Consider the following 19,399-nt stretch of genomic DNA (forward strand, 5'->3'; position numbering starts at 1 on the left):
GGAAGCATGCTGACTATGGCTACTATTCATGTAGACGGCAAAGAGTATGAAGTAAACGGAGCAGACAACCTTCTAGAAGCTTGCCTGACTCTGGGACTTGATATTCCTTACTTTTGCTGGCACCCCGCGCTCGGGAGCGTCGGATCCTGCCGCCTCTGTGCGGTAAAACAGTACCAAAACGCGGAAGACACCCGCGGTCGTCTGGTGATGTCTTGTATGACACCAGCAACCGAAGGAACGTTCATCGCGATTGAAGATGAAGAAGCGAAGCTATTCCGTAAGACGATAGTTGAGTTTCTGATGACCAACCACCCGCACGATTGTCCGGTGTGTGAGGAAGGCGGTAACTGTCATTTGCAGGATATGACAGTCATGACGGGACAGAACTTCCGTCGCTATCGCTTCACCAAACGTACCCACCGCAATCAGGATCTCGGGCCGTTCATTTCTCATGAAATGAACCGCTGTATCGCATGCTATCGCTGCGTGCGTTACTACAAAGACTACGCGGATGGCAAAGATCTCGGCGTTTACGGCGCACACGACAATGTCTACTTCGGTCGTCCGGAAGATGGCACGCTGGAAAGCGAGTTCTCCGGAAACCTGGTTGAAGTGTGTCCGACTGGTGTATTCACCGATAAAACGCACTCTGAGCGCTATAACCGTAAATGGGATATGCAGTTTGCACCGAGCGTCTGCCAACAGTGCAGCATCGGCTGTAATACCAGCCCAGGTGAACGCTATGGCGAACTGCGTCGTATCGAAAACCGTTTCAACGGTAGCGTAAACCACTATTTCCTGTGTGACCGCGGCCGTTTTGGTTACGGCTATGTCAACCAGAAAGATCGTCCGAACCAGCCGCTGCAACGTCGTGGTAATGACTGGATCGCGCTGAATGCCGATCAGGCATTGCAAGGTGCGGCGGATGTACTGCGTCAGGCGAAGAAAACGATCGGTATCGGTTCACCGCGCGCCAGCATTGAAAGCAACTTCGCGTTGCGTGAACTGGTGGGTGCCGAGAACTTCTACACCGGCATCGCGCAGGAAGAACAAAATCGTCTGCAACTGATCCTGAAAGTGCTGCGTGAAAGCGGTGTGAGAACGCCAGCGCTGCGTGAGATCGAAGGCTACGATGCAGTTCTGATCCTGGGTGAAGACTTGACGCAGACGGGTGCGCGTATCGCACTAGCTGTTCGTCAGGCCGTGAAAGGTAAAGCTCGCGAAATGGCAGCCGCGCAGAAAGTGGCTGACTGGCAGATTGCGGCGATCATGAACATCGGTCAGCATGCCAAGCACCCGCTGTTTGTCACCAACGTCGACAACACCCGTCTGGACGATATCGCCGCATGGAACTACCGTGCGCCGGTTGCCGATCAGGCACGTCTTGGCTTCGCCATTGCACACGGTCTGGATAGCAGCGCTCCGGCAGTTGCCGATCTGGCTGCGGGTCTCGACCAGAAAGTCGATATCATCGTACAGGCACTGGCCGGTGCGAGAAAACCACTCATCATCTCCGGCACCAATGCTGGCAGCGAAGACGTGATCTCTGCTGCGGCAAACGTTGCCAAGGCGCTGAAAAATCGCGGCTCTGACGTTGGCATTACCTTTGTTGCGACTGCTGCTAACAGCATCGGGTTGTCAATCATGGGTGGCGGTTCGCTGGATGACGCGCTGACGCAGTTGGAAAACGGCGACGCTGACAGCGTGGTGGTTCTGGAGAACGATCTCTACCGTCATGCCCCAATCGCTCGCGTTGACGCGGCGCTGGAAAAAGCTGAGAACCTGATTGTGGTTGACCATCAGCGTACTCGCATCATGGATAAGGCAAGCATCATTCTGTCTGCCGCCAGCTTTGCTGAAAGCGACGGTACGTTGGTGAATCAGGAAGGCCGCGCTCAGCGTTTCTTCCAGGTTTATGACCCAACGTACTACAACGACAAGATTGTGATGCTGGAAAGCTGGCGCTGGCTGCACTCGCTGTATATCACCTATAACAGCCGTCAGGTTGACTGGACGCAGCTGGATAACGTGATTGATGCGTGTGTTGCTGAATTGCCACAGCTGGCTGCGATTAAAGATGCCGCGCCTGATGCCTCGTTCCGTATTCGTGGTCAGAAACTGTCGCGTTCACCGATTCGCTCCAGCGGCCGTACTGCGATGCGTGCCAATATCAGCGTGCATGAACCGCGTCAGCCCGTCGATAAAGACACTATGTTTGCCTTCTCAATGGAAGGGAACAACAGCCCGACAGCTAATCGTCAGCAGATTCCGTTTGCCTGGGCGCCAGGCTGGAACTCACCGCAAGCCTGGAACAAATTCCAGGACGAAGTGGGTGGACATCTGCGTCATGGCGATCCGGGTGTGCGTATGATCGAAGCCGGAGAAGGTTCGCTGGCGTATTTCGACAACATTCCTGCGGCTTTCGTCCCACAAGCGGGTCAATGGCGCGTTGCGCCGTACTATCACCTGTTTGGTAGTGATGAAATGTCACAGCGTTCTGACGTGATTCAGCAGCGTATGCCAGAGCCTTACGTGATGGTGAACCCGGCTGATGCGGCAACGCTGGGCGTGAACGCCGGGACGTTGCTGGAATTGACCTGTGCAGGACAAACGCTACGTCTACCACTGCGCTTAAGTGCGGCATTGAGTCAGGGACAAGTTGGTTTACCGCTGGGCTTACCGGGTATTGCACCGATGCTGGCGGGTGCAACCGTTGAAAATCTGCGGGAGGCCGCACAATGAGTTGGTTAACACCGGAATTAATCGAGATTCTGATCTCTGTCGGAAAAGCGATCGTGATTCTGCTGGTTGTGGTGACCTGTGGCGCATTCATGAGTATGGGTGAACGTCGACTGCTCGGCCTCTTCCAGGGACGTTATGGGTAGAACCGGGTAGGTTGGGGCGGTTCATTGCAGCTTGTCGCTGACATGATCAAAATGTTCTTCAAAGAAGACTGGGTGCCGAATTTCACCGATAAGGTGATCTTCACACTGGCGCCGATGATCGCGTTTACCTCAATGCTGATTGCCTTTGCGATTGTGCCGATCACGCCAACTTGGGGTGTCGCCGATCTGAACATCGGGATCCTGTTCTTCCTGATGATGGCGGGTTTGGCCGTTTACGCGGTGCTGTTTGCTGGCTGGGCGAGTAACAACAAATACTCGCTGCTCGGTGCGGTACGTGCTTCTGCTCAGACCGTAAGCTACGAAGTGTTCATCGGCCTGTCGTTGATGGGCGTTGTCGCGCAAGCGGGCTCGTTCAACATGCGTGACATCGTCGATTCTCAGGAACACCTGTGGAATGTGATCCCGCAGTTCTTCGGCTTTATTACGTTTGCCATCGCAGGCGTGGCGGTGTGTCACCGTCACCCGTTTGACCAGCCTGAAGCTGAACAGGAACTGGCAGATGGTTACCACATTGAATACTCCGGTATGAAATTCGGTCTGTTCTTTGTCGGGGAATATATCGGGATCGTGACAGTTTCCGCGCTGATGGTGACCTTATTCTTCGGTGGCTGGCATGGTCCAATTCTGCCTCCGTTTGTCTGGTTTGCGCTGAAAACAGGCTTTTTCATGATGATGTTCATCCTGATTCGTGCTTCGTTACCCCGTCCGCGTTATGACCAGGTGATGTCTTTCGGTTGGAAAGTCTGTCTGCCGATAACGCTTTTGAATCTGCTGGCGACAGCGGCCGTTATTTTGTACAACGCTTAAGAAGGGGTGAATAAACCATGACATTGAAAGACATAGTGGTTGGTTTCGGCACCCAGATACGCAGTATCTGTATGGTGGGATCGAACGCTTTTAAGAAGCGCGAAACCAGAATGTATCCAGAAGAGCCTGTGAATCCACCGCCGCGCTACCGTGGTCGTATCGTGCTGACGCGCGATCCTGATGGTGAAGAGCGTTGCGTTGCCTGCAACCTGTGTGCGGTGGCCTGTCCGGTCGGCTGTATCTCATTGCAGAAAGCGGAAACCAAAGATGGTCGCTGGTATCCGGAGTTCTTCCGCGTCAACTTCTCGCGCTGCATTTTCTGTGGCTTCTGTGAAGAAGCATGCCCGACAACCGCTATCCAGCTGACGCCGGATTTCGAAATGGGCGACTACAAACGTCAGGATCTGGTGTACGAGAAAGAAGATTTGCTGATATCGGGGCCGGGTAAATATCCGGAATACAATTTCTACCGGATGGCTGGTATGGCAATCGATGGTAAAGACAAAGGCGAAGCTGAAAACGAAGCCAAACCCATTGATGTCAAAGGCCTGTTGCCCTAAGGAGCTAGCATGGAATTCGCTTTTTATACCACAGGCTTGATTGCGATACTGGCGACGTTGCGCGTCATTACGCATACCAATCCTGTGCATGCATTGTTGTATATGGTCACCTCGCTCATGGCGATTGCGGGCGTATTTTTCTCGCTGGGGGCTAATTTTGCCGGCGCGCTGAGCATCATCGTGTATGCGGGTGCCATCATGGTGCTGTTTGTGTTCGTGGTCATGATGCTCAACCTTGGTAATTCCGTAGAAGAACAAGAGCGGAATTGGCTGAAACCCAGCGTCTGGATCGGTCCGAGCATTCTTTCACTGGCGTTACTGGTGATTGTCGTCAATGCCATCCTTAGCCTGAAAGAGCAGGGCATCACGGGTACGCCTGTTGAGGCGAAAGCCGTGGGTATCAGCCTGTTTGGGCCTTATGTTCTGGCCGTTGAATTGGCATCAATGCTGCTGCTGGCGGGATTGGTTGTCGCTTTCCACATTGGTCGTGAAGATAAACGTGGTGACGTTGTCAATAAAGAAGGCGCGAACCAGGACGTTGAGAAGAAAATAACGGGGGAACGCGCATGATTCCGTTACAACATGGGTTAATTTTAGCCGCTATTCTGTTTGTTCTCGGGCTGACTGGTCTGTTGATTCGTCGTAACCTGCTGTTTATGTTGATCAGTCTCGAAATTATGATCAACGCTGCCGCGCTGGCCTTTGTTGTCGCAGGCAGCTATTGGCAGCAGCCTGATGGTCAGGTGATGTACATTCTGGCGATTACGCTGGCAGCGGCCGAGGCCAGTATTGGTCTGGCTCTGTTGCTACAAATGTATCGTCGTCGTCAGACCCTGAATATTGATACAGTCAGTGAGATGCGCGGATGAACTTACTCTATTTAACAATACTCTTCCCGCTGCTCGGCTTTCTGTTGCTGGCATTTTCCCGCGGTCGCTGGTCGGAAAATACATCCGCGACCGTCGGTGTTGGCTCGATTGGTCTGGCAGCGTTGGTTACCGCTTGGGTTGTGGCTGATTTCATGGGGCAACAGCACGGCGGCGTGACCTTCTTTAATCAGCATCTGTGGACATGGATGACCGTTGGCAACTTCGACATCAGCGTCACGCTGACGCTTGATGGCCTTTCGGTGACGATGCTGTCCGTTGTTATCGGTGTTGGGTTCTTTATTCACCTGTTTGCTTCCTGGTATATGCGTGGGGAAGAGGGATATTCCCGCTTCTTCGCCTACACCAACCTGTTCATCGCGAGTATGGTCGTTTTGGTACTGGCAGATAACCTGTTGTTGATGTACCTCGGTTGGGAAGGGGTGGGGCTGTGCAGTTACCTGCTGATCGGTTTCTACTACACCAATCCGAAGAACGGTGCGGCGGCGATGAAAGCCTTCATCGTTACGCGTGTGGGTGACGTCTTCCTCGCCTTTGCCCTGTTCATCCTTTACAAAGAACTGGGTACGCTTAACTTCCGCGAGCTGATGGTATTGGCACCGCAGAAACTGGCTGAAGGTTCACCGGAAATCACCTGGGCTACGCTGATGTTGCTGGGTGGTGCGGTCGGTAAATCGGCACAGCTGCCGCTGCAAACCTGGCTGGCGGATGCGATGGCTGGTCCAACACCTGTATCTGCTCTGATCCACGCCGCGACGATGGTTACCGCGGGCGTTTACCTGATTGCGCGTACCAATGGCCTGTTCCTGATGGCGCCGGATGTTCTGCATCTGGTAGGTATTGTGGGTGCAGTAACGCTGGTGCTGGCGGGTTTTGCCGCTCTGGTTCAAACCGACATCAAGCGCGTCTTGGCTTACTCTACCATGAGCCAGATTGGTTACATGTTCCTGGCGCTGGGCGTTCAGGCATGGGATGCCGCGATTTTCCACCTGATGACGCACGCGTTCTTTAAAGCGCTGCTGTTCCTCTCTTCTGGTTCGGTGATTCTGGCCTGCCACCACGAGCAGAACATCTTCAAGATGGGCGGCCTGCGTAAAACGATTCCACTGGTTTATGTTTGCTTCCTGGTCGGGGGCGCGGCGCTGGCTGCACTGCCGCTGGTTACCGCAGGCTTCTTCAGTAAAGACGAGATTCTGGCTGGCGCATGGGCAAATGGTCACGTCAATCTGATGGTGGCTGGCTTGGCCGGTGCTTTCATGACCTCGCTGTATACGTTCCGTATGATTTTCATCGTGTTCCACGGTGAAGAGAAAACCAAAGCGCATGCAGGAAAAGGCATTTCTCACCACTTACCGCTGGTTGTGCTGATGATTCTGTCCACCTTTATTGGTGCGATGATTGTTCCGCCGTTGCACGGTGTATTGCCGGCGACGACAGAGCTTGAACACGGCCAGTTGATGACGCTGGAAATTACCTCTGGCGTGGTGGCGATTGCCGGTATTCTGCTTGCCGCTGTGCTGTGGCTGGGTAAACGTCAGGCGGTGAATAGCATCGCGAAGAGTGCTCCGGGTCGTTTCTTCTCGACCTGGTGGTTCCACGCGTGGGGCTTCGACTGGTTGTACGACCATGTCTTTGTTAAACCGTATCTGGCTATCGCGAAGCTGTTGCAGCGTGATCCGTTAAATGCCTTGATGACGCTTCCGGCTACAGTTACCCGTTGGGGTAACCGTGGGCTGGCTCTCAGTGCGAATGGTCAGTTGCGCTGGTACGTTGCTTCTATGGGCTTTGGTGCCGTACTGGTGCTGGCCTTGTTACTACTGGTCTAAGGCAGTATCCGGTAACGTATAAAAGGTAGGGCATTCCGCAGATAGGGATGCCCGCCACGGCAAGTTTTCAGATTTCTTTAATTTAGGGACACAAAACGCCATGCTACTACCTTGGCTAATTCTTCTCCCCTTTATCGGCGGTCTACTGTGCTGGCAGTTAGAGCGTTTTGGTACGAAAGTACCGCGCTGGATAGCGTTGATTGCAATGGGGCTGACACTCGCACTGTCTCTGCAACTGTGGTTGCAAGGCGGTTACTCACTGACGGCGCCGACAGGCGTACCACAATGGCAATCCGAGTTTTATGTGCCATGGATCCCACGCTTCGGCATCGGCATCCATCTTGCGCTGGACGGCCTGTCGCTGCTGATGGTGGTGCTGACTGGTTTGCTGGGCGTGTTGGCAATCCTCTGTTCTTGGAATGAAATTCAGCGCTACCAGGGTTTCTTCCACCTGAACCTGCTGTGGATTCTGGGCGGCGTTATTGGCGTGTTCCTTGCCATCGACATGTTCCTGTTCTTCTTCTTCTGGGAAATGATGCTGGTACCGATGTACTTCCTGATTGCACTGTGGGGCCATAAAGGCTCTGACGGTAAAACCAGAATTACGGCGGCAACCAAGTTCTTCATTTATACCCAGTCAAGCGGCCTGATCATGTTGATCGCGATTCTGGCGCTGGTCTTTGTGCATCACAATGCTACCGGCGTTTGGACGTTCAACTATGAAGACCTGCTGAAGACGCCAATGTCATACGGTGTTGAATATCTGCTGATGCTGGGCTTCTTCATCGCGTTTGCTGTAAAAATGCCTGTCGTGCCGTTGCACGGTTGGCTGCCGGATGCACACAGTCAGGCGCCAACTGCGGGTTCTGTTGACCTTGCAGGGATCCTGTTGAAAACGGCGGCCTATGGTCTGCTGCGTTTCAGCCTGCCGCTGTTCCCGAACGCGTCCCATGCCTTTGCACCGATTGCTATGTGGTTGGGTGTGATTGGTATCTTCTACGGTGCCTGGCTGGCGTTTAAACAGACGGATATCAAACGTCTGATTGCTTATACCTCTGTGTCCCACATGGGCTTCGTGATGATTGCCATCTATTCTGGTAATCAACTGGCTTATCAGGGCGCGGTGATTCAGATGATTGCGCACGGCTTGTCCGCTGCTGGTCTGTTCATTCTGTGTGGTCAACTGTACGAACGTCTGCATACCCGTGACATGCGTGAAATGGGTGGCCTGTGGTCGCGTCTGAAGTTCCTGCCTGCGCTGTCTCTGTTCTTTGCTGTGGCAACTTTGGGTATGCCGGGCACAGGTAACTTTGTCGGCGAATTCATGATTCTGTTCGGCAGCTATCAGGTTGTGCCAGTGATTACGGTGATCTCAACCTTCGGTCTGGTCTTTGCGTCGGTCTACTCACTGATCATGATTCAGCGTGCTTATTACGGTACGCCTAAATCTGATGAGCCATTGAAGAGTATGTCGCTCCGCGAATTGTCTATCGTGATGCTGTTGGTGGTATTACTGGTGTTGTTAGGGGTTTACCCGCAACCGATTCTGGATACCTCCAGTGCCGCGATGTCAAATATCCAGCAGTGGTTTATGTCGTCTGCTCCAGATTCAATTATTTCAACAACAAGGCCGTAATTCGCCATGACAATAACTCTTCAACAACTAATTGCGCTATCGCCGCTGTTGATCGTCGGATTGACGGTAGTGGTTGTGATGCTGTGCATTGCGTGGCGACGCAACCATTTTGTCAACGCAACCATGACGGTTATCGGCCTGAATATTGCGTTGCTGTCACTGTACTTTGTTGGTCAGGTTGGCCCAACGGACGTGACGCCGCTGCTGCGTGTTGATGGCTTCTCGATGTTCTATACCGGACTGGTTCTGCTTGCCAGTCTGGCAACCAGCACGTTTGCCTATCCGTGGCTGCAAGGCTATCCAGACAACCGCGATGAGTTCTACCTGCTGGTTCTCATCGCGGCGTTAGGTGGAATTCTGCTGGCGAGTGCTAACCACCTGGCCTCGCTGTTCATCGGGATTGAACTGCTTTCTCTCCCGCTGTTTGGTCTGGTTGGCTATGCCTTCCGTCTGAAACGTTCGCTGGAAGCCAGTATTAAATACATGTTGCTATCGGCAGCCGCGTCTTCCTTCCTGCTGTTTGGTATGGCGCTGATTTATGCTGAATCAGGCGATATGAGCTTTGCCAGCCTCGGTAAGAACCTGAGCGATCACCAAATCCATGAGCCGCTGTTGCTGGCAGGCTTGGGGATGATGATTGTCGGTCTGGGCTTCAAACTGTCTCTGGTTCCGTTCCAGCTGTGGACGCCTGATGTGTATCAGGGCGCGCCTGCACCAGTGTCTACGTTTCTGGCGACGGCCGGTAAAATTGCCGTTTTCGGTGCCGTCATGCGTTTGTTCCTGTACGCGCCGGTGGCTGACAGCGAATCTGTCAGAATCGTGCTGGGTATTATCGCGTTCGCGTCGATCCTGTTCGGTAACGTGATGGCGGTATCGCAAACCAACATCAAGCGTCTGCTCGGCTACTCTTCCATCGCGCATTTAGGCTATTTGCTGGTTGCCTTGATCGCGGTTCAGAGCCATCAACTGGCGCTGGAAACCGTTGGCGTGTATCTGGTGGGTTACCTGTTCAGCAGCCTGGGGGCGTTCGGTGTGGTTAGCCTAATGTCCAGCCCGTACCGTGGCCCGGATGCTGATTCACTGTTCTCTTACCGTGGTTTGTTCTGGCATAAACCGATCCTGTCTGCGGTGATGACAGTGATGATGTTGTCGCTGGCGGGTATCCCGATGACGCTGGGCTTCTTCGGTAAATTCTACGTGCTGGCTGTCGGTGTTAATGCTGAGCTGTGGTGGTTGACCGGTGCAGTCGTGCTGGGTAGCGCCATTGGGCTGTACTACTATCTGCGCGTGATGGTCAGTTTGTTCCTGAATGCGCCGCAGGTGTTGCAGCGTGATACGCCAAACAACTGGGCTTTAACCGCTGGTGGTGTGGTCGTACTGATCTCTTCCATCGCCGTACTGTTCTTTGGTTTGTATCCGCAGCCGCTTATCTCTCTGGTGCAATTGGCGCAGCCAATGATGTAACTGCTGACGAGAGTCTGCTTGAGTAATGAAACGCCGTTGATGAGAATCAACGGCGTTTTTTATGGCGAGCTTCCTGCTCGCCACCCTTCGGGTCGTCGCAAGCGACGTTGAAAAACGCTCCCTGCGTTTTTTTATGGAAGCAAAATACGTTTTAGGAATGATCTGGTCTGTTGAAGCCGTAGGAACGGCGCAAAATTGTCTATAGTTAAGAAGGCAACGACTTATAACTCATGACTTTTCATAACAGAAGGAAGCACTTTATGGCAGCGACAAAAAAACAGCCTGAAGATATTCGTGTTGATGATGATTTAAAACTTCTGTCTGAAACGCTGGATGAGGTATTGCGCTATACGGGCGATCAGGCAGACCAAGCCTACCTTGATTTGAAGAAGGGCGCGGAAAAAGCGCTGCTGGAAGTTAAAGCCCGCATTGGCGTCACTGACAGCTATTATGCGCGTGCCAAGCAGGTAGCTGACAAAGCCGACGTCTATGTGCATGACAAACCCTGGCACGGTATCGGTATCGGTGCCACCGTCGGTCTGGTGTTGGGATTACTGCTGGCTAAGCGTTAATATTATATCGGCTATCTGTACTGTTATGACGATACAACCTGTACCTGTACCTGTACCTGTATAGGATAGCTGTGTTTACTCTCATCATGAATACCTCTGACAAACGTTTTGTGAATGATTTTTGTCTACAAAACGTTTGTTTTTATTTGCCACGATGGTCGCTACCTGCCTTTACTTACCTCCTGCTATCTATTTAGCTGAATTATCCCCTCTGCTGGTTTTCTGAAGAGAGAGAAATGGTTGATGGGGATAGCCGTCACGAGTTATGCCGATACTCAATTTTTGTGCAGAAGGGGCCTTCATGTTGCGAGCATGCTCTCGTTGTTGTACCGGTCACGTACCCTCGGTGAGAATGGGAATATATACCCAATAAACCTCAAGATGCAGGTTTGAGCACCTGAAAACGATCATGAATTCTGGGCGTCAGCGAGTCCGCTATTTCTGGCAACGTGCTCGCAAAAAATTGAATATCGCATCCCGAAAGTCGCGGGTATTTTCAAAATAGCAACTATTCCGCGCATGTTCGTTCATCACTTTCCATAAACACGCTATTGCGTTCAGATTCGGACTGTAAGGCGGTAAATTCACGACAAAGGCTCGGATGGACGACATCGATAAACCGAAGCGGTTCATCACCTGCCGCTTTCAGGTTGAGTTTGCGCTGGTTGACGAAGCCATTGATGTGATGATTTACCGTGGTTTCATGAAGGCAAAAGGCTTGCGCAATTGAACTCCAGTCTTCGGAGGCAAGAAGGACAGCTTTGATGCGATCACAAACAGGCTTATCACGACGGGTATCATGAAGGTATTCGAACTCGGTTTTTTGTTCGTCGATAATGAATATCTTCATAGTGGGTGAGCATGATCTTCTTACCGCTTAAAACCAAGTATCTTCAATAAGTACGAGTATCTTGTTAATTATTAATTGATATTGTTTCTGGTTATTTCAGTTTATGGAATAGAGTCTAACTTTAATCTCTAATAATTAATAATGTATATTATTAGTGTATTTTGTTTTTTTAATTTATTCTATTATTAAGACTTATCTTAATGAGTCAAATATCTCGTAAAGTAATCATTCGTCAAATTTAAATGTTATTTCATTGTGTTTTTTTGCATCATTAATTTGTAATGAATGCGTGTGGCGTTTTTAAAAGATACCATTTAAATAAAACCCTTGACATTTCTAAACAGAAAATGGTTCCATTCTTGTGGCACACTTAATAAGTGATGGCTGATATTTATTTTTCATGAAGTCAGTACGGATGATTATCAACAAGGAAAAGATAATGCCTATTACCAACCCAATTTGGACGGAGAAAGAACTCACTGGTCATATCGATTACAATCAAGACTTTCAAAGTATTATTGAGAAAAATGCGTGGCACGGGTTATTCTCGTCTCATAAATGGATTCTGATGAATCCTGCCGATGAAGTAATAGATTTTTACCACAAATATATTGTTAACCCCTCTAGTGCATTACGAAATCGCTTTTCGCTAACCGGTAATAAACTCCACGATTTAGGTTGTGGTGGTGGCCGTCATTTATATTATTTCGCGGAGAGAGGATTTGACGTAACGGGTAGTGATCTGTCAGAAAATGCGATTAATTATACACGTGAGGAATTAAGAAGAAGGGAGAAAGATGCTGAGCTTGTTTTGTGCCCAATGACTGCATTACCTTTTGAAAATAACAGTTTCGATATTACGCTATCACGTGCCGTCATCAACCATGCGACGCTTCAGGATGTCAAAAAAACCATATTTGAAGTGGCCCGTACCACTAAGCCCGGTGGCTTATTCTTTGTGACCTTTTCATCAGAACGTGCCTCTGACTGGAAAAAAGGATGTGAAGTTGAACCTGACGTTTCTTACATTCCAGAAAGTGGCCCTGAAAAAGGACTCGTACACACTTTCTTGAATGCCGCTAATACCGCCGCGTTACTTGAACCATTTTTCCGTATTGAAGAAATATATCTTTATGAGCATCCTTCATGGGTAACGAATGCGCCAGGAGCATCGGATCCGAACGAATATTTTGGTTCTGAATATGTAGCTATTTGCGTGCGCCGTTAATTTATCCTCCGCCAGAACATACATTCTGGCGAGTATGATAGAGGGATATTTAATATGATATTAACAGGGTTGTCGATTGAAGAGCTGATCGGTGATGGTGACATTCTTGTCGAGCCATTTGTAAAAGAGAATATTACAACAAATTCCTACGATCTGACGTTAGGGAAAACTTTTATTCGATATAAAGGTGATGTGATCGATCCAAAAATTGAGAACGAATACGATACAATTAATGCTGATGAAAATGGCATAATCATGAATAAGGGAGATTTCTTGTTGGCCCATAGCCAAGAGAAAATAGGTAGCTCTAAATTTGTTCCTATTATTCATGCTAAATCGGGCATTGCCCGGCTAGGGTTATTCGTTCATGTTACAGCAGATCTGATTGATATAGGATCGTACGGCTGTGTCACTTTCCAGCTATATAGTACGTTACCTATTCGCTTGTATCCTGGAATGAGAATAGGACAAGTTTCTTTTTGGAAGCCGATGGGCGAAGTGAATCTTTATCATGGTAAATATCAGGGGTCAGTAGGGCCAATCCCATCAAAGGTTTATCAAGATTTTTGAATCCAGCATCATGAGAATCAGGAGGGAATGATGATACTCACGGGTAATGAGATTCATCGGCGTGTCAAATATGGAGAAATTACCATTTCTCCTTTTATTGAATCCCAATTAAATCCGAATAGTTATAATTATCGACTCGGCTCTCGACTGGGTGTCCCCGATGTTAGGGGGGAGAACGTGCAGTTTGATTTCATCACGCTTCCTCCCGAAGGCTATGTCATTGAAGCAAATACAACCTATCTGGGCCATACGCTTGAAACGTTAGGGAGCGACTTTTTTGCTATGTCATTGATTGGGCGGAGTTCACTGGGGCGCCTCGGTTTATGGCTTCAAGTGTCTGCAAATCTTGGACATACGGGATCGTGCCATCAATGGACTCTGGAGCTTGTGGCAGCGAAACCGTTCAGGTTGTACCCCGGCATGCGCATTGGTCAGATATCTTTTTGGGCCAATGAGGGAGACGTTGGGCTTTATAAGGGAGGATATGCATCATTTAATGACCCGAAGACGTCCCGATTACGCCCCGAGTGGGAGGTTTGCCGTGGGTAATAAAATGGTTGATTCATGGCCGGCGCTGTCCGATCGGCTTATTAAGGCGAAAGAAAATAGTGCAGATGCATTTGTTCAATGCTTTGAAAAGCAATCGTTTGCTTTTCATGAGCCTGATAGTCTGTTGCCCACCCGGGATCATTCCACGCTCTTTATCGGGTCAACCATCAGCACGTTTAAATATCTACTGTCTGATCGACACAAGACACGGAAACCTTTGCGTTATTACACACGCCAAACGTGTCTCAGAACACAGAATAACAGGCGGTTTGGTACGAAATATCATCCCTGTTGGTCTTCTTTGTTCAGTAGCGTGGGGGCGCTAAGTGGGTGGGAGGATCGTGAGACAATCATCAGGGCGACAATGGATTTCGCCGAAGCGTTAGCCTGCATCGGGAATATTGATGTTCGTATCCATATATCGAGTACAGATGTCGATTTGGCTACGCTTCTTCACGGGTATGCTTCTCGTATCCCTCTGATCTTTGACAGCAAACCACTTCCCTATTATCGACACAAGTTTGGCATCGAAGGGGTTGGCGGACGTAATTGCAACTTTGCGGTTAGCTTGGATGGTCAACACTACAGCGATATTGGCAATCTGATCGTGATTGAAGATCTCAGCGGCCCCTTGGCCGTGGAGTCCGCGTTTGGTCTTGAAACCATCGCCTCGCGGATGTACGGCCTGGATAGTTCCGTGTATGCCCTCCAGGCCGCCCGCGATATTGAGGATCTCTGCTCTGAATCGCTCCTTCTTGTTGATGCCCTCGTGGCATCTGTCGCCATTATCTCTGTCGGTATCCGTCCCATCGCTGATAATCGTGGTCGCGTATTGCGACGTTATTTGCAAGGGATAAGTCCATTGCGTAAAGAGCTAGCTATGTCTATTGAGGATGTGGTTGCCATTGCTGGTCGCTTCGAAGCGAACTTTAATCACAGTAACCATATTCATACTTTTATTCAGCGCTATTTGTCGGCCTATGAAGACCTGCTGGAGCAGGGAAGAGCACCTGATGCGGTCAATGCTTCACTCAGCCGTCGCTTTGCCGATACCGCAAGTGAAAGGATATAAAATGAAGACTGGAATTATTTCGGACATTCATGAAGATGTTATCAGACTTGAGGCGTCACTTCGGCTACTGGATGCCGCAGGTGTCGATGATGTCATCTGCCTTGGCGACATTGTTGGCTATTCCGTCCCTTTTTACGGTTATCTCAAAACCAGAGATGCGAATCGGTGCGTAGATCTTGTCAGAGCCACATGCTCTGCGACGGTAATTGGAAACCACGATCTCTTTGCGGTACAGCGATTGCCCGTGAAGTCAGGGTCTTTCGTTTTTCCTGATGAATGGTACAGCTTGTCTTTTGCTGAACGTCAGAAACGGGCGAAAGGTGATGTATTCCTTTATGAAGACCATGAGCTTCCCTCTCTGCTTACTGAGGAGAATAAAGCGTGGCTGGGGGCGTTGCCGGAGATGGTGATAAAACATTATGGAACCCATAATGTGTTTATTTCTCATTATGCCAGTCCCGATTTGACGGGATGCTGCACCGCTGAGGTTAGCACCAGCATCGATCTCTCGGCGCATTTCGACGTACTTGAAATGAATCACTGTATCTATGGATTTTCAGGCAACGATCATATTCCCGGCATGAAAATTTTTGATACTGCGCAGGTAAGGCAATACGGTTTTGAAAAAATAGCACTAACAGAGAAAGCCGCGTGGATTACCGGGCCGACCATTTCGTTAGGAACGGTTCCGAACGGTGTCATGCTGTATGATAGTGATGAACGAACGATCTCAGTGCTCCCTCTTGAGGGGCGTTTACATACTCTCCCTTTGTCAATTTAATTCACAGTCTTTCTATGAGGCGCGATATGTCGAGAAAAACGATCCTGTATATTAATGGACGGCAGAATCCTCACGAACGTATGGCAGAAATGAAAGCGGCTCGACAGTCTGGTCTGGATATTGTGCTGCTTGGCAAGCAATTACCCGATTGGGCTATGGAACTGAGTGTGGAATCCGTCTTGCTGGACCTGAATGATGATGAGATGGTTAAAGGCCGCGTGATGGAGTTGGATAAGCGCTATGGTTTTTGTGGCGTAGTCTGTTGGTCTGAAACGGATGTTCCGCTGCGAAGTGTATTGACTGAAGCATTAGGTTTACCCGGTATGAAACCTGATTTTGTCATAGGATGCCGAGACAAAATAACGATGAAACGGAAACTTGATGCATGTCAGGATCTACTTCCGCAGTGGGATAAGGTTGACTCGCTGGCTTCTGCCGTGGCGTCAGCGGCGCGTATAGGGTATCCGGTTATTCTTAAGCCATCTTCGGGATCGGGTTCTAAAGGTATCTTCAAAATAGAGCATGAGGATGAGCTAGAAGCAGCGCTGGCGGCGCTAGCTCATATTGCGAATGCTGAGTTTGATGCGGTCTTCTCTCGTTTTGGGGGGGACATCCTGATGGAGGAGTATGTTGATGGCCCCGAGTTTAGTGTGGATGGCTATGTACATGATCATACGATTACGTTTGTCGGTATTACGGATTATCAATCTGACCAGCAGACGTTCGTTGAAAACAGACATATTTTCCCCTCAGCGCTGCCTGCAACGTATCAGCAGGTAATCCTGAAAAGTGCTGAGCGATTGATTACTGCGCTGAACATTAACGCAAGCATGTTTCATCTGGAAGGGAAGTATAGCCGTCATGGATTTCGTTTTATTGAGTGTGCTGCACGGCCTGCTGGGGGATATATATCGACGCATCTACTTCAGTCTGCTTCGGGTGAAAAGCATCTGAGCAATTATCTTCGCGTCTGTCAGGGTCTTGCCCCCGAACCGCTTCCCGCGATCCACGATACTGTGGGTGTCCGCTATCTCTTTGCGGAAAAGGCAGGAAACTACAGTGGGTGTGAAAATTTGGATGAAATACTCCGCCATCCTGCTATTCAGCACGTCTATATGCATTTTCCTCCTGGCCACCACGTTGTATTACCTCCCGACGATTTTAACGCCTATCGTCTGGGCGTGGTGATTGCAAGCCACCCAGATAGTCAGCAACTGGCATCGATTCTTGAATGGGCGGCACAAACGATCAGGTTTAATATTGTATGAATAACACGATCATTCTTTTTGGTTGCGCATCTTTTCGTCAGGGACCCAGAGCCGTTGAGCAAGCTCGATCTATCGGGCTCTATCCCATATTGGTTGATACGCGTGAAAATCTGGACAGGCTTAACAGCAAGCTTAGACTTGGTATTGAACAGTATGCGATCCCGGATAAAACTTACGGTGCGAGTTTGCCCATCATCGAGCAGCTTTCTGCTTTACACACTCTTATTGGGATCTATACGTTTGAAGAATATTCGGTGCAGACCTGTTCCTTGCTATGTGAACGATTCCGTTTGCCCACGAGCCCCTCTGATGCCGTTGCGACGATAAGAAACAAATACCAGTGTCGGCGCCGTCTTCAGGAGGCGGGGTTGCCACAGCCTGCTGCTGGTGTGTTTGCGTCTATTGAAGAGGCACATGATTTCATCATGCGCTCAGAAGGGGATAGCTGGATAGTCAAACCACTCGACGCCGCAGGAAGTTTGGGGGTGCGCCGAATTGAACGGCATGACTTTCATCAGTTAGAGCAGGCGTTCGCTTCCCTTACTCCCGATCAACAGACGTGCTTTATTGTGGAACAGTTCATCACGGGAAAAGAGTACAGCATTGAAGGCTATTTCTGCGGTGGATCGCCTTGCTATCTTGGCGTGACGGAAAAGCACCTTCGTGCCGGAGAATACTTTGTGGAAGATATGCATGTCTTTCCTGCCCCCATAACAGATGTACAGCGAGCGGCTATTCTGCATCATGCCAGTCAAGCATTAAAAGCCACGGGATTAACCTTTGGTCATTTTCATATCGAGTGCTGGCTTATCAATGGCACAGACGTAATGATGGGAGAAATTCATAATCGTCCTGGTGGAGACTATATTCATCTGCTGACGGAGTTGTGCTCTGGTGTTGAGACATATCGCGTTGTATTCGAACAATATGTTCATTCGGCTGTTAAGCCTTTGACGGTACAATACCATCGTGCCGCCGTCGTGAAGTATTTTGATGCGCCACCGGGCGTTCTTGGGGAGATAGTCGGCCTTGATGATGTGGCGGCCAATCTCTATTTGACAGAAGTCTCTGTGAGTCGTGGCGATCGGATTGTGCCTTGTCATGAATCATCGCACCGGATCGGATGTGTGGTGGCAACAGGGGCAGATACATTGGAAGCCCTGTCAACGGCAAAGGAGAACATGGCGCATGTTGTCTTTAACATGGTATAGAGAACGTGTATCAAGCTATTCGCTGAATGCTTTCCTGTTTTCGTACAGTTGGTTTGCGATTCTCGCCATCTTGGCTCTCTACTTGAGCAATACTCTGGCGCTGTCATCTACGCTTACCGCACTACTTATCATGACGGCTTCTGTTGGCGCGAAGGTGACGCGGCTTATTATCTCCCCTTTTATTGATGTGTTGCCCCCGCAGAAATCTGCCGCCTTGGCGGCGGCAGTGATGGGAACCAGTTGCTTACTGCTGGCGGTGACCCATCTGGTTCCTCTGCTTTTTGTCGCAGTATTGGGCTATGGCGTCTCTTATGGGTCAAATAGTTTGTTATTACGCGCTATAGCAGGTGCAACAGAGGATGAGAGAAAACGTGCCACTTTATTCGTCCAGCTTTCAATCATTGCCAATTTGGCGTCGATGCTTGCGCCTCTTGTCTCCATCATATTGTTCAGTAAATTTTCTCCAGTGCTGCCGTTTTACTGTACGAGTATGGTGATGTATGCGTTGAGTCTGTGGATTTATTTCAAGAATGAACTGCCGCCTTTGCCAGTGCAGAACTCATGGTTAACGTCGCTGAAATACCAGATTGCAAATAAAGCCTTACAGCAATTTTTCTTTTTAACGCTGCTGTGCTGGATGATCTACTCTCAGCTTTTTTCCGCATTGCCACTGTATGCCCAGCAGTTATTAAATCGTACGGAAGACATCGGTTTTTTGCTAAGTTTTAATGCGATTTTGTCGGTGTTTTTGGCACCTAAACTGCAAAGAATATTTATGCAGAATCACATTTCTAATCGGCAGATTATTTTTTTTTCGCTACTCATGCATGCCATCGGTTCTCTGGGGCTGCATTTTTCACAAACGTTAGTACATCTATACCTCTCACTGACACTATGGACGTTAGGCGAATTGCTATTAATTCCGACGCTACAGACCTTATTGTCTGGCATGACGGAAAAAGGCATGTTGGTGAGCGTGATGGCAGTCAATTCGATTGCGATGGGGCTTGGTGAAGGGATTGGCGGGTTTCTCGGTGTGTGGCTGACGCGTAATACGTCGTGGGGATTCGTTTTTTTCTCCGCGCTGAGTCTTTTTACCGCGTTGTATTTTATGACGAATAAATACTTCGTCCGCTTATCTTGAGTGACGATCGTTAACTTCATGGTTAAACACCGAATCGGGCACCCTATGCGCTCAATTCGGGCTATTAT

General features: G+C 49.6%; 17 protein-coding genes and 3 pseudogenes. 18 read left to right on the forward strand and 2 right to left on the reverse strand.

Annotated elements, in window-relative coordinates; translation table 11 throughout:
* Nucleotides 1–15 precede the first annotated feature (15 nt).
* The 10 genes and pseudogenes from nuoG to elaB all read left to right on the forward strand — a co-directional run bounded on the left by nuoG (nucleotide 16) and on the right by elaB (nucleotide 10,658).
* On the forward strand, nucleotides 16–2,742 hold the full coding sequence (nuoG, locus tag LOZ86_RS07720; RefSeq protein WP_039484055.1) for an NADH-quinone oxidoreductase subunit NuoG: 2,727 nt from the start codon (nucleotides 16–18) through the stop codon (nucleotides 2,740–2,742).
* Nucleotides 2,739–3,713: pseudogene (gene nuoH / locus LOZ86_RS07725) on the forward strand (NADH-quinone oxidoreductase subunit NuoH). Before nuoG ends, nuoH begins: the two are co-directional and overlap by 4 nt.
* A 17-nt stretch (nucleotides 3,714–3,730) precedes the next feature.
* Nucleotides 3,731–4,273, forward strand: a complete 543-nt coding sequence (nuoI, locus tag LOZ86_RS07730; protein ID WP_039484056.1) for an NADH-quinone oxidoreductase subunit NuoI — start codon at nucleotides 3,731–3,733, stop codon at nucleotides 4,271–4,273.
* A gap of 9 nt (nucleotides 4,274–4,282) precedes the next feature.
* On the forward strand, nucleotides 4,283–4,843 hold the full coding sequence (gene nuoJ, locus LOZ86_RS07735; protein WP_005969837.1) for an NADH-quinone oxidoreductase subunit J: 561 nt from the start codon (nucleotides 4,283–4,285) through the stop codon (nucleotides 4,841–4,843).
* Complete coding sequence (nuoK, locus tag LOZ86_RS07740; protein WP_005969835.1) at nucleotides 4,840–5,142, forward strand: NADH-quinone oxidoreductase subunit NuoK; 303 nt, start codon at nucleotides 4,840–4,842, stop codon at nucleotides 5,140–5,142. Before nuoJ ends, nuoK begins: the two co-directional genes overlap by 4 nt.
* Entirely contained in the window at nucleotides 5,139–6,986 is a 1,848-nt protein-coding gene (gene nuoL / locus LOZ86_RS07745; protein WP_039484057.1) for an NADH-quinone oxidoreductase subunit L, read from the forward strand. The genes nuoK and nuoL overlap by 4 nt, the downstream gene beginning before the upstream one ends.
* A 100-nt stretch (nucleotides 6,987–7,086) precedes the next feature.
* Entirely contained in the window at nucleotides 7,087–8,622 is a 1,536-nt protein-coding gene (gene nuoM, locus LOZ86_RS07750; protein WP_039484058.1) for an NADH-quinone oxidoreductase subunit M, read from the forward strand.
* A 6-nt stretch (nucleotides 8,623–8,628) separates the two neighbouring features.
* Nucleotides 8,629–10,086, forward strand: coding sequence for an NADH-quinone oxidoreductase subunit NuoN (gene nuoN, locus LOZ86_RS07755; protein WP_039484059.1), 1,458 nt, complete (start codon nucleotides 8,629–8,631; stop codon nucleotides 10,084–10,086).
* Nucleotides 10,087–10,147: 61 nt separating this feature from the next.
* Nucleotides 10,148–10,291: a hypothetical protein gene (locus tag LOZ86_RS07760; protein WP_156890180.1), complete on the forward strand. Its 144-nt coding sequence runs from the start codon at nucleotides 10,148–10,150 to the stop codon at nucleotides 10,289–10,291.
* Nucleotides 10,292–10,346: 55 nt separating this feature from the next.
* A complete protein-coding gene (elaB, locus tag LOZ86_RS07765; RefSeq protein ID WP_039484060.1) occupies nucleotides 10,347–10,658 on the forward strand; it encodes a stress response protein ElaB in 312 nt (103 codons plus the stop codon).
* 376 nt (nucleotides 10,659–11,034) lie between these two features.
* Here elaB and LOZ86_RS21515 read toward each other — a convergent pair.
* Both LOZ86_RS21515 and LOZ86_RS21520 read right to left on the reverse strand, forming a co-directional pair.
* Nucleotides 11,035–11,240: pseudogene (locus LOZ86_RS21515) on the reverse strand (IS630 family transposase); the annotation flags it as partial.
* Between the two features lie 46 nt (nucleotides 11,241–11,286).
* Nucleotides 11,287–11,508: pseudogene (locus LOZ86_RS21520) on the reverse strand (IS630 family transposase); the annotation flags it as partial.
* Nucleotides 11,509–11,947: 439 nt separating this feature from the next.
* On the opposite strand from LOZ86_RS21520, the gene LOZ86_RS07775 reads away from it, so the two are divergent.
* The 8 genes from LOZ86_RS07775 to LOZ86_RS07810 all read left to right on the forward strand — a co-directional run bounded on the left by LOZ86_RS07775 (nucleotide 11,948) and on the right by LOZ86_RS07810 (nucleotide 19,331).
* Entirely contained in the window at nucleotides 11,948–12,736 is a 789-nt protein-coding gene (locus tag LOZ86_RS07775) for a class I SAM-dependent methyltransferase (protein WP_159105489.1), read from the forward strand.
* A gap of 54 nt (nucleotides 12,737–12,790) precedes the next feature.
* Complete coding sequence (gene dcd / locus LOZ86_RS07780) at nucleotides 12,791–13,306, forward strand: dCTP deaminase (RefSeq protein WP_039484061.1); 516 nt, start codon at nucleotides 12,791–12,793, stop codon at nucleotides 13,304–13,306.
* A gap of 27 nt (nucleotides 13,307–13,333) precedes the next feature.
* Nucleotides 13,334–13,855 carry a dCTP deaminase gene (locus LOZ86_RS07785; RefSeq protein WP_207783099.1) on the forward strand — a complete coding sequence of 174 codons (522 nt, stop codon included), beginning with the start codon at nucleotides 13,334–13,336 and terminating at the stop codon, nucleotides 13,853–13,855.
* Entirely contained in the window at nucleotides 13,848–14,927 is a 1,080-nt protein-coding gene (locus LOZ86_RS07790; protein ID WP_072012376.1) for a hypothetical protein, read from the forward strand. The genes LOZ86_RS07785 and LOZ86_RS07790 overlap by 8 nt, the downstream gene beginning before the upstream one ends.
* Before the next feature lies 1 nt (nucleotide 14,928).
* Nucleotides 14,929–15,708, forward strand: coding sequence for a metallophosphoesterase family protein (locus LOZ86_RS07795; RefSeq protein WP_039484066.1), 780 nt, complete (start codon nucleotides 14,929–14,931; stop codon nucleotides 15,706–15,708).
* 80 nt (nucleotides 15,709–15,788) lie between these two features.
* Entirely contained in the window at nucleotides 15,789–16,976 is a 1,188-nt protein-coding gene (locus tag LOZ86_RS07800; RefSeq protein WP_225969832.1) for an ATP-grasp domain-containing protein, read from the forward strand.
* Nucleotides 16,973–18,187, forward strand: coding sequence for an ATP-grasp domain-containing protein (locus tag LOZ86_RS07805; RefSeq protein ID WP_052012063.1), 1,215 nt, complete (start codon nucleotides 16,973–16,975; stop codon nucleotides 18,185–18,187). The genes LOZ86_RS07800 and LOZ86_RS07805 overlap by 4 nt, the downstream gene beginning before the upstream one ends.
* A complete protein-coding gene (locus tag LOZ86_RS07810; protein WP_080728057.1) occupies nucleotides 18,078–19,331 on the forward strand; it encodes an MFS transporter in 1,254 nt (417 codons plus the stop codon). Before LOZ86_RS07805 ends, LOZ86_RS07810 begins: the two co-directional genes overlap by 110 nt.
* The last annotated feature ends 68 nt before the right edge of the window (nucleotides 19,332–19,399 follow it).

This window comes from Pectobacterium parvum (assembly GCF_020971565.1).
Lineage (GTDB): Bacteria > Pseudomonadota > Gammaproteobacteria > Enterobacterales > Enterobacteriaceae > Pectobacterium > Pectobacterium polare.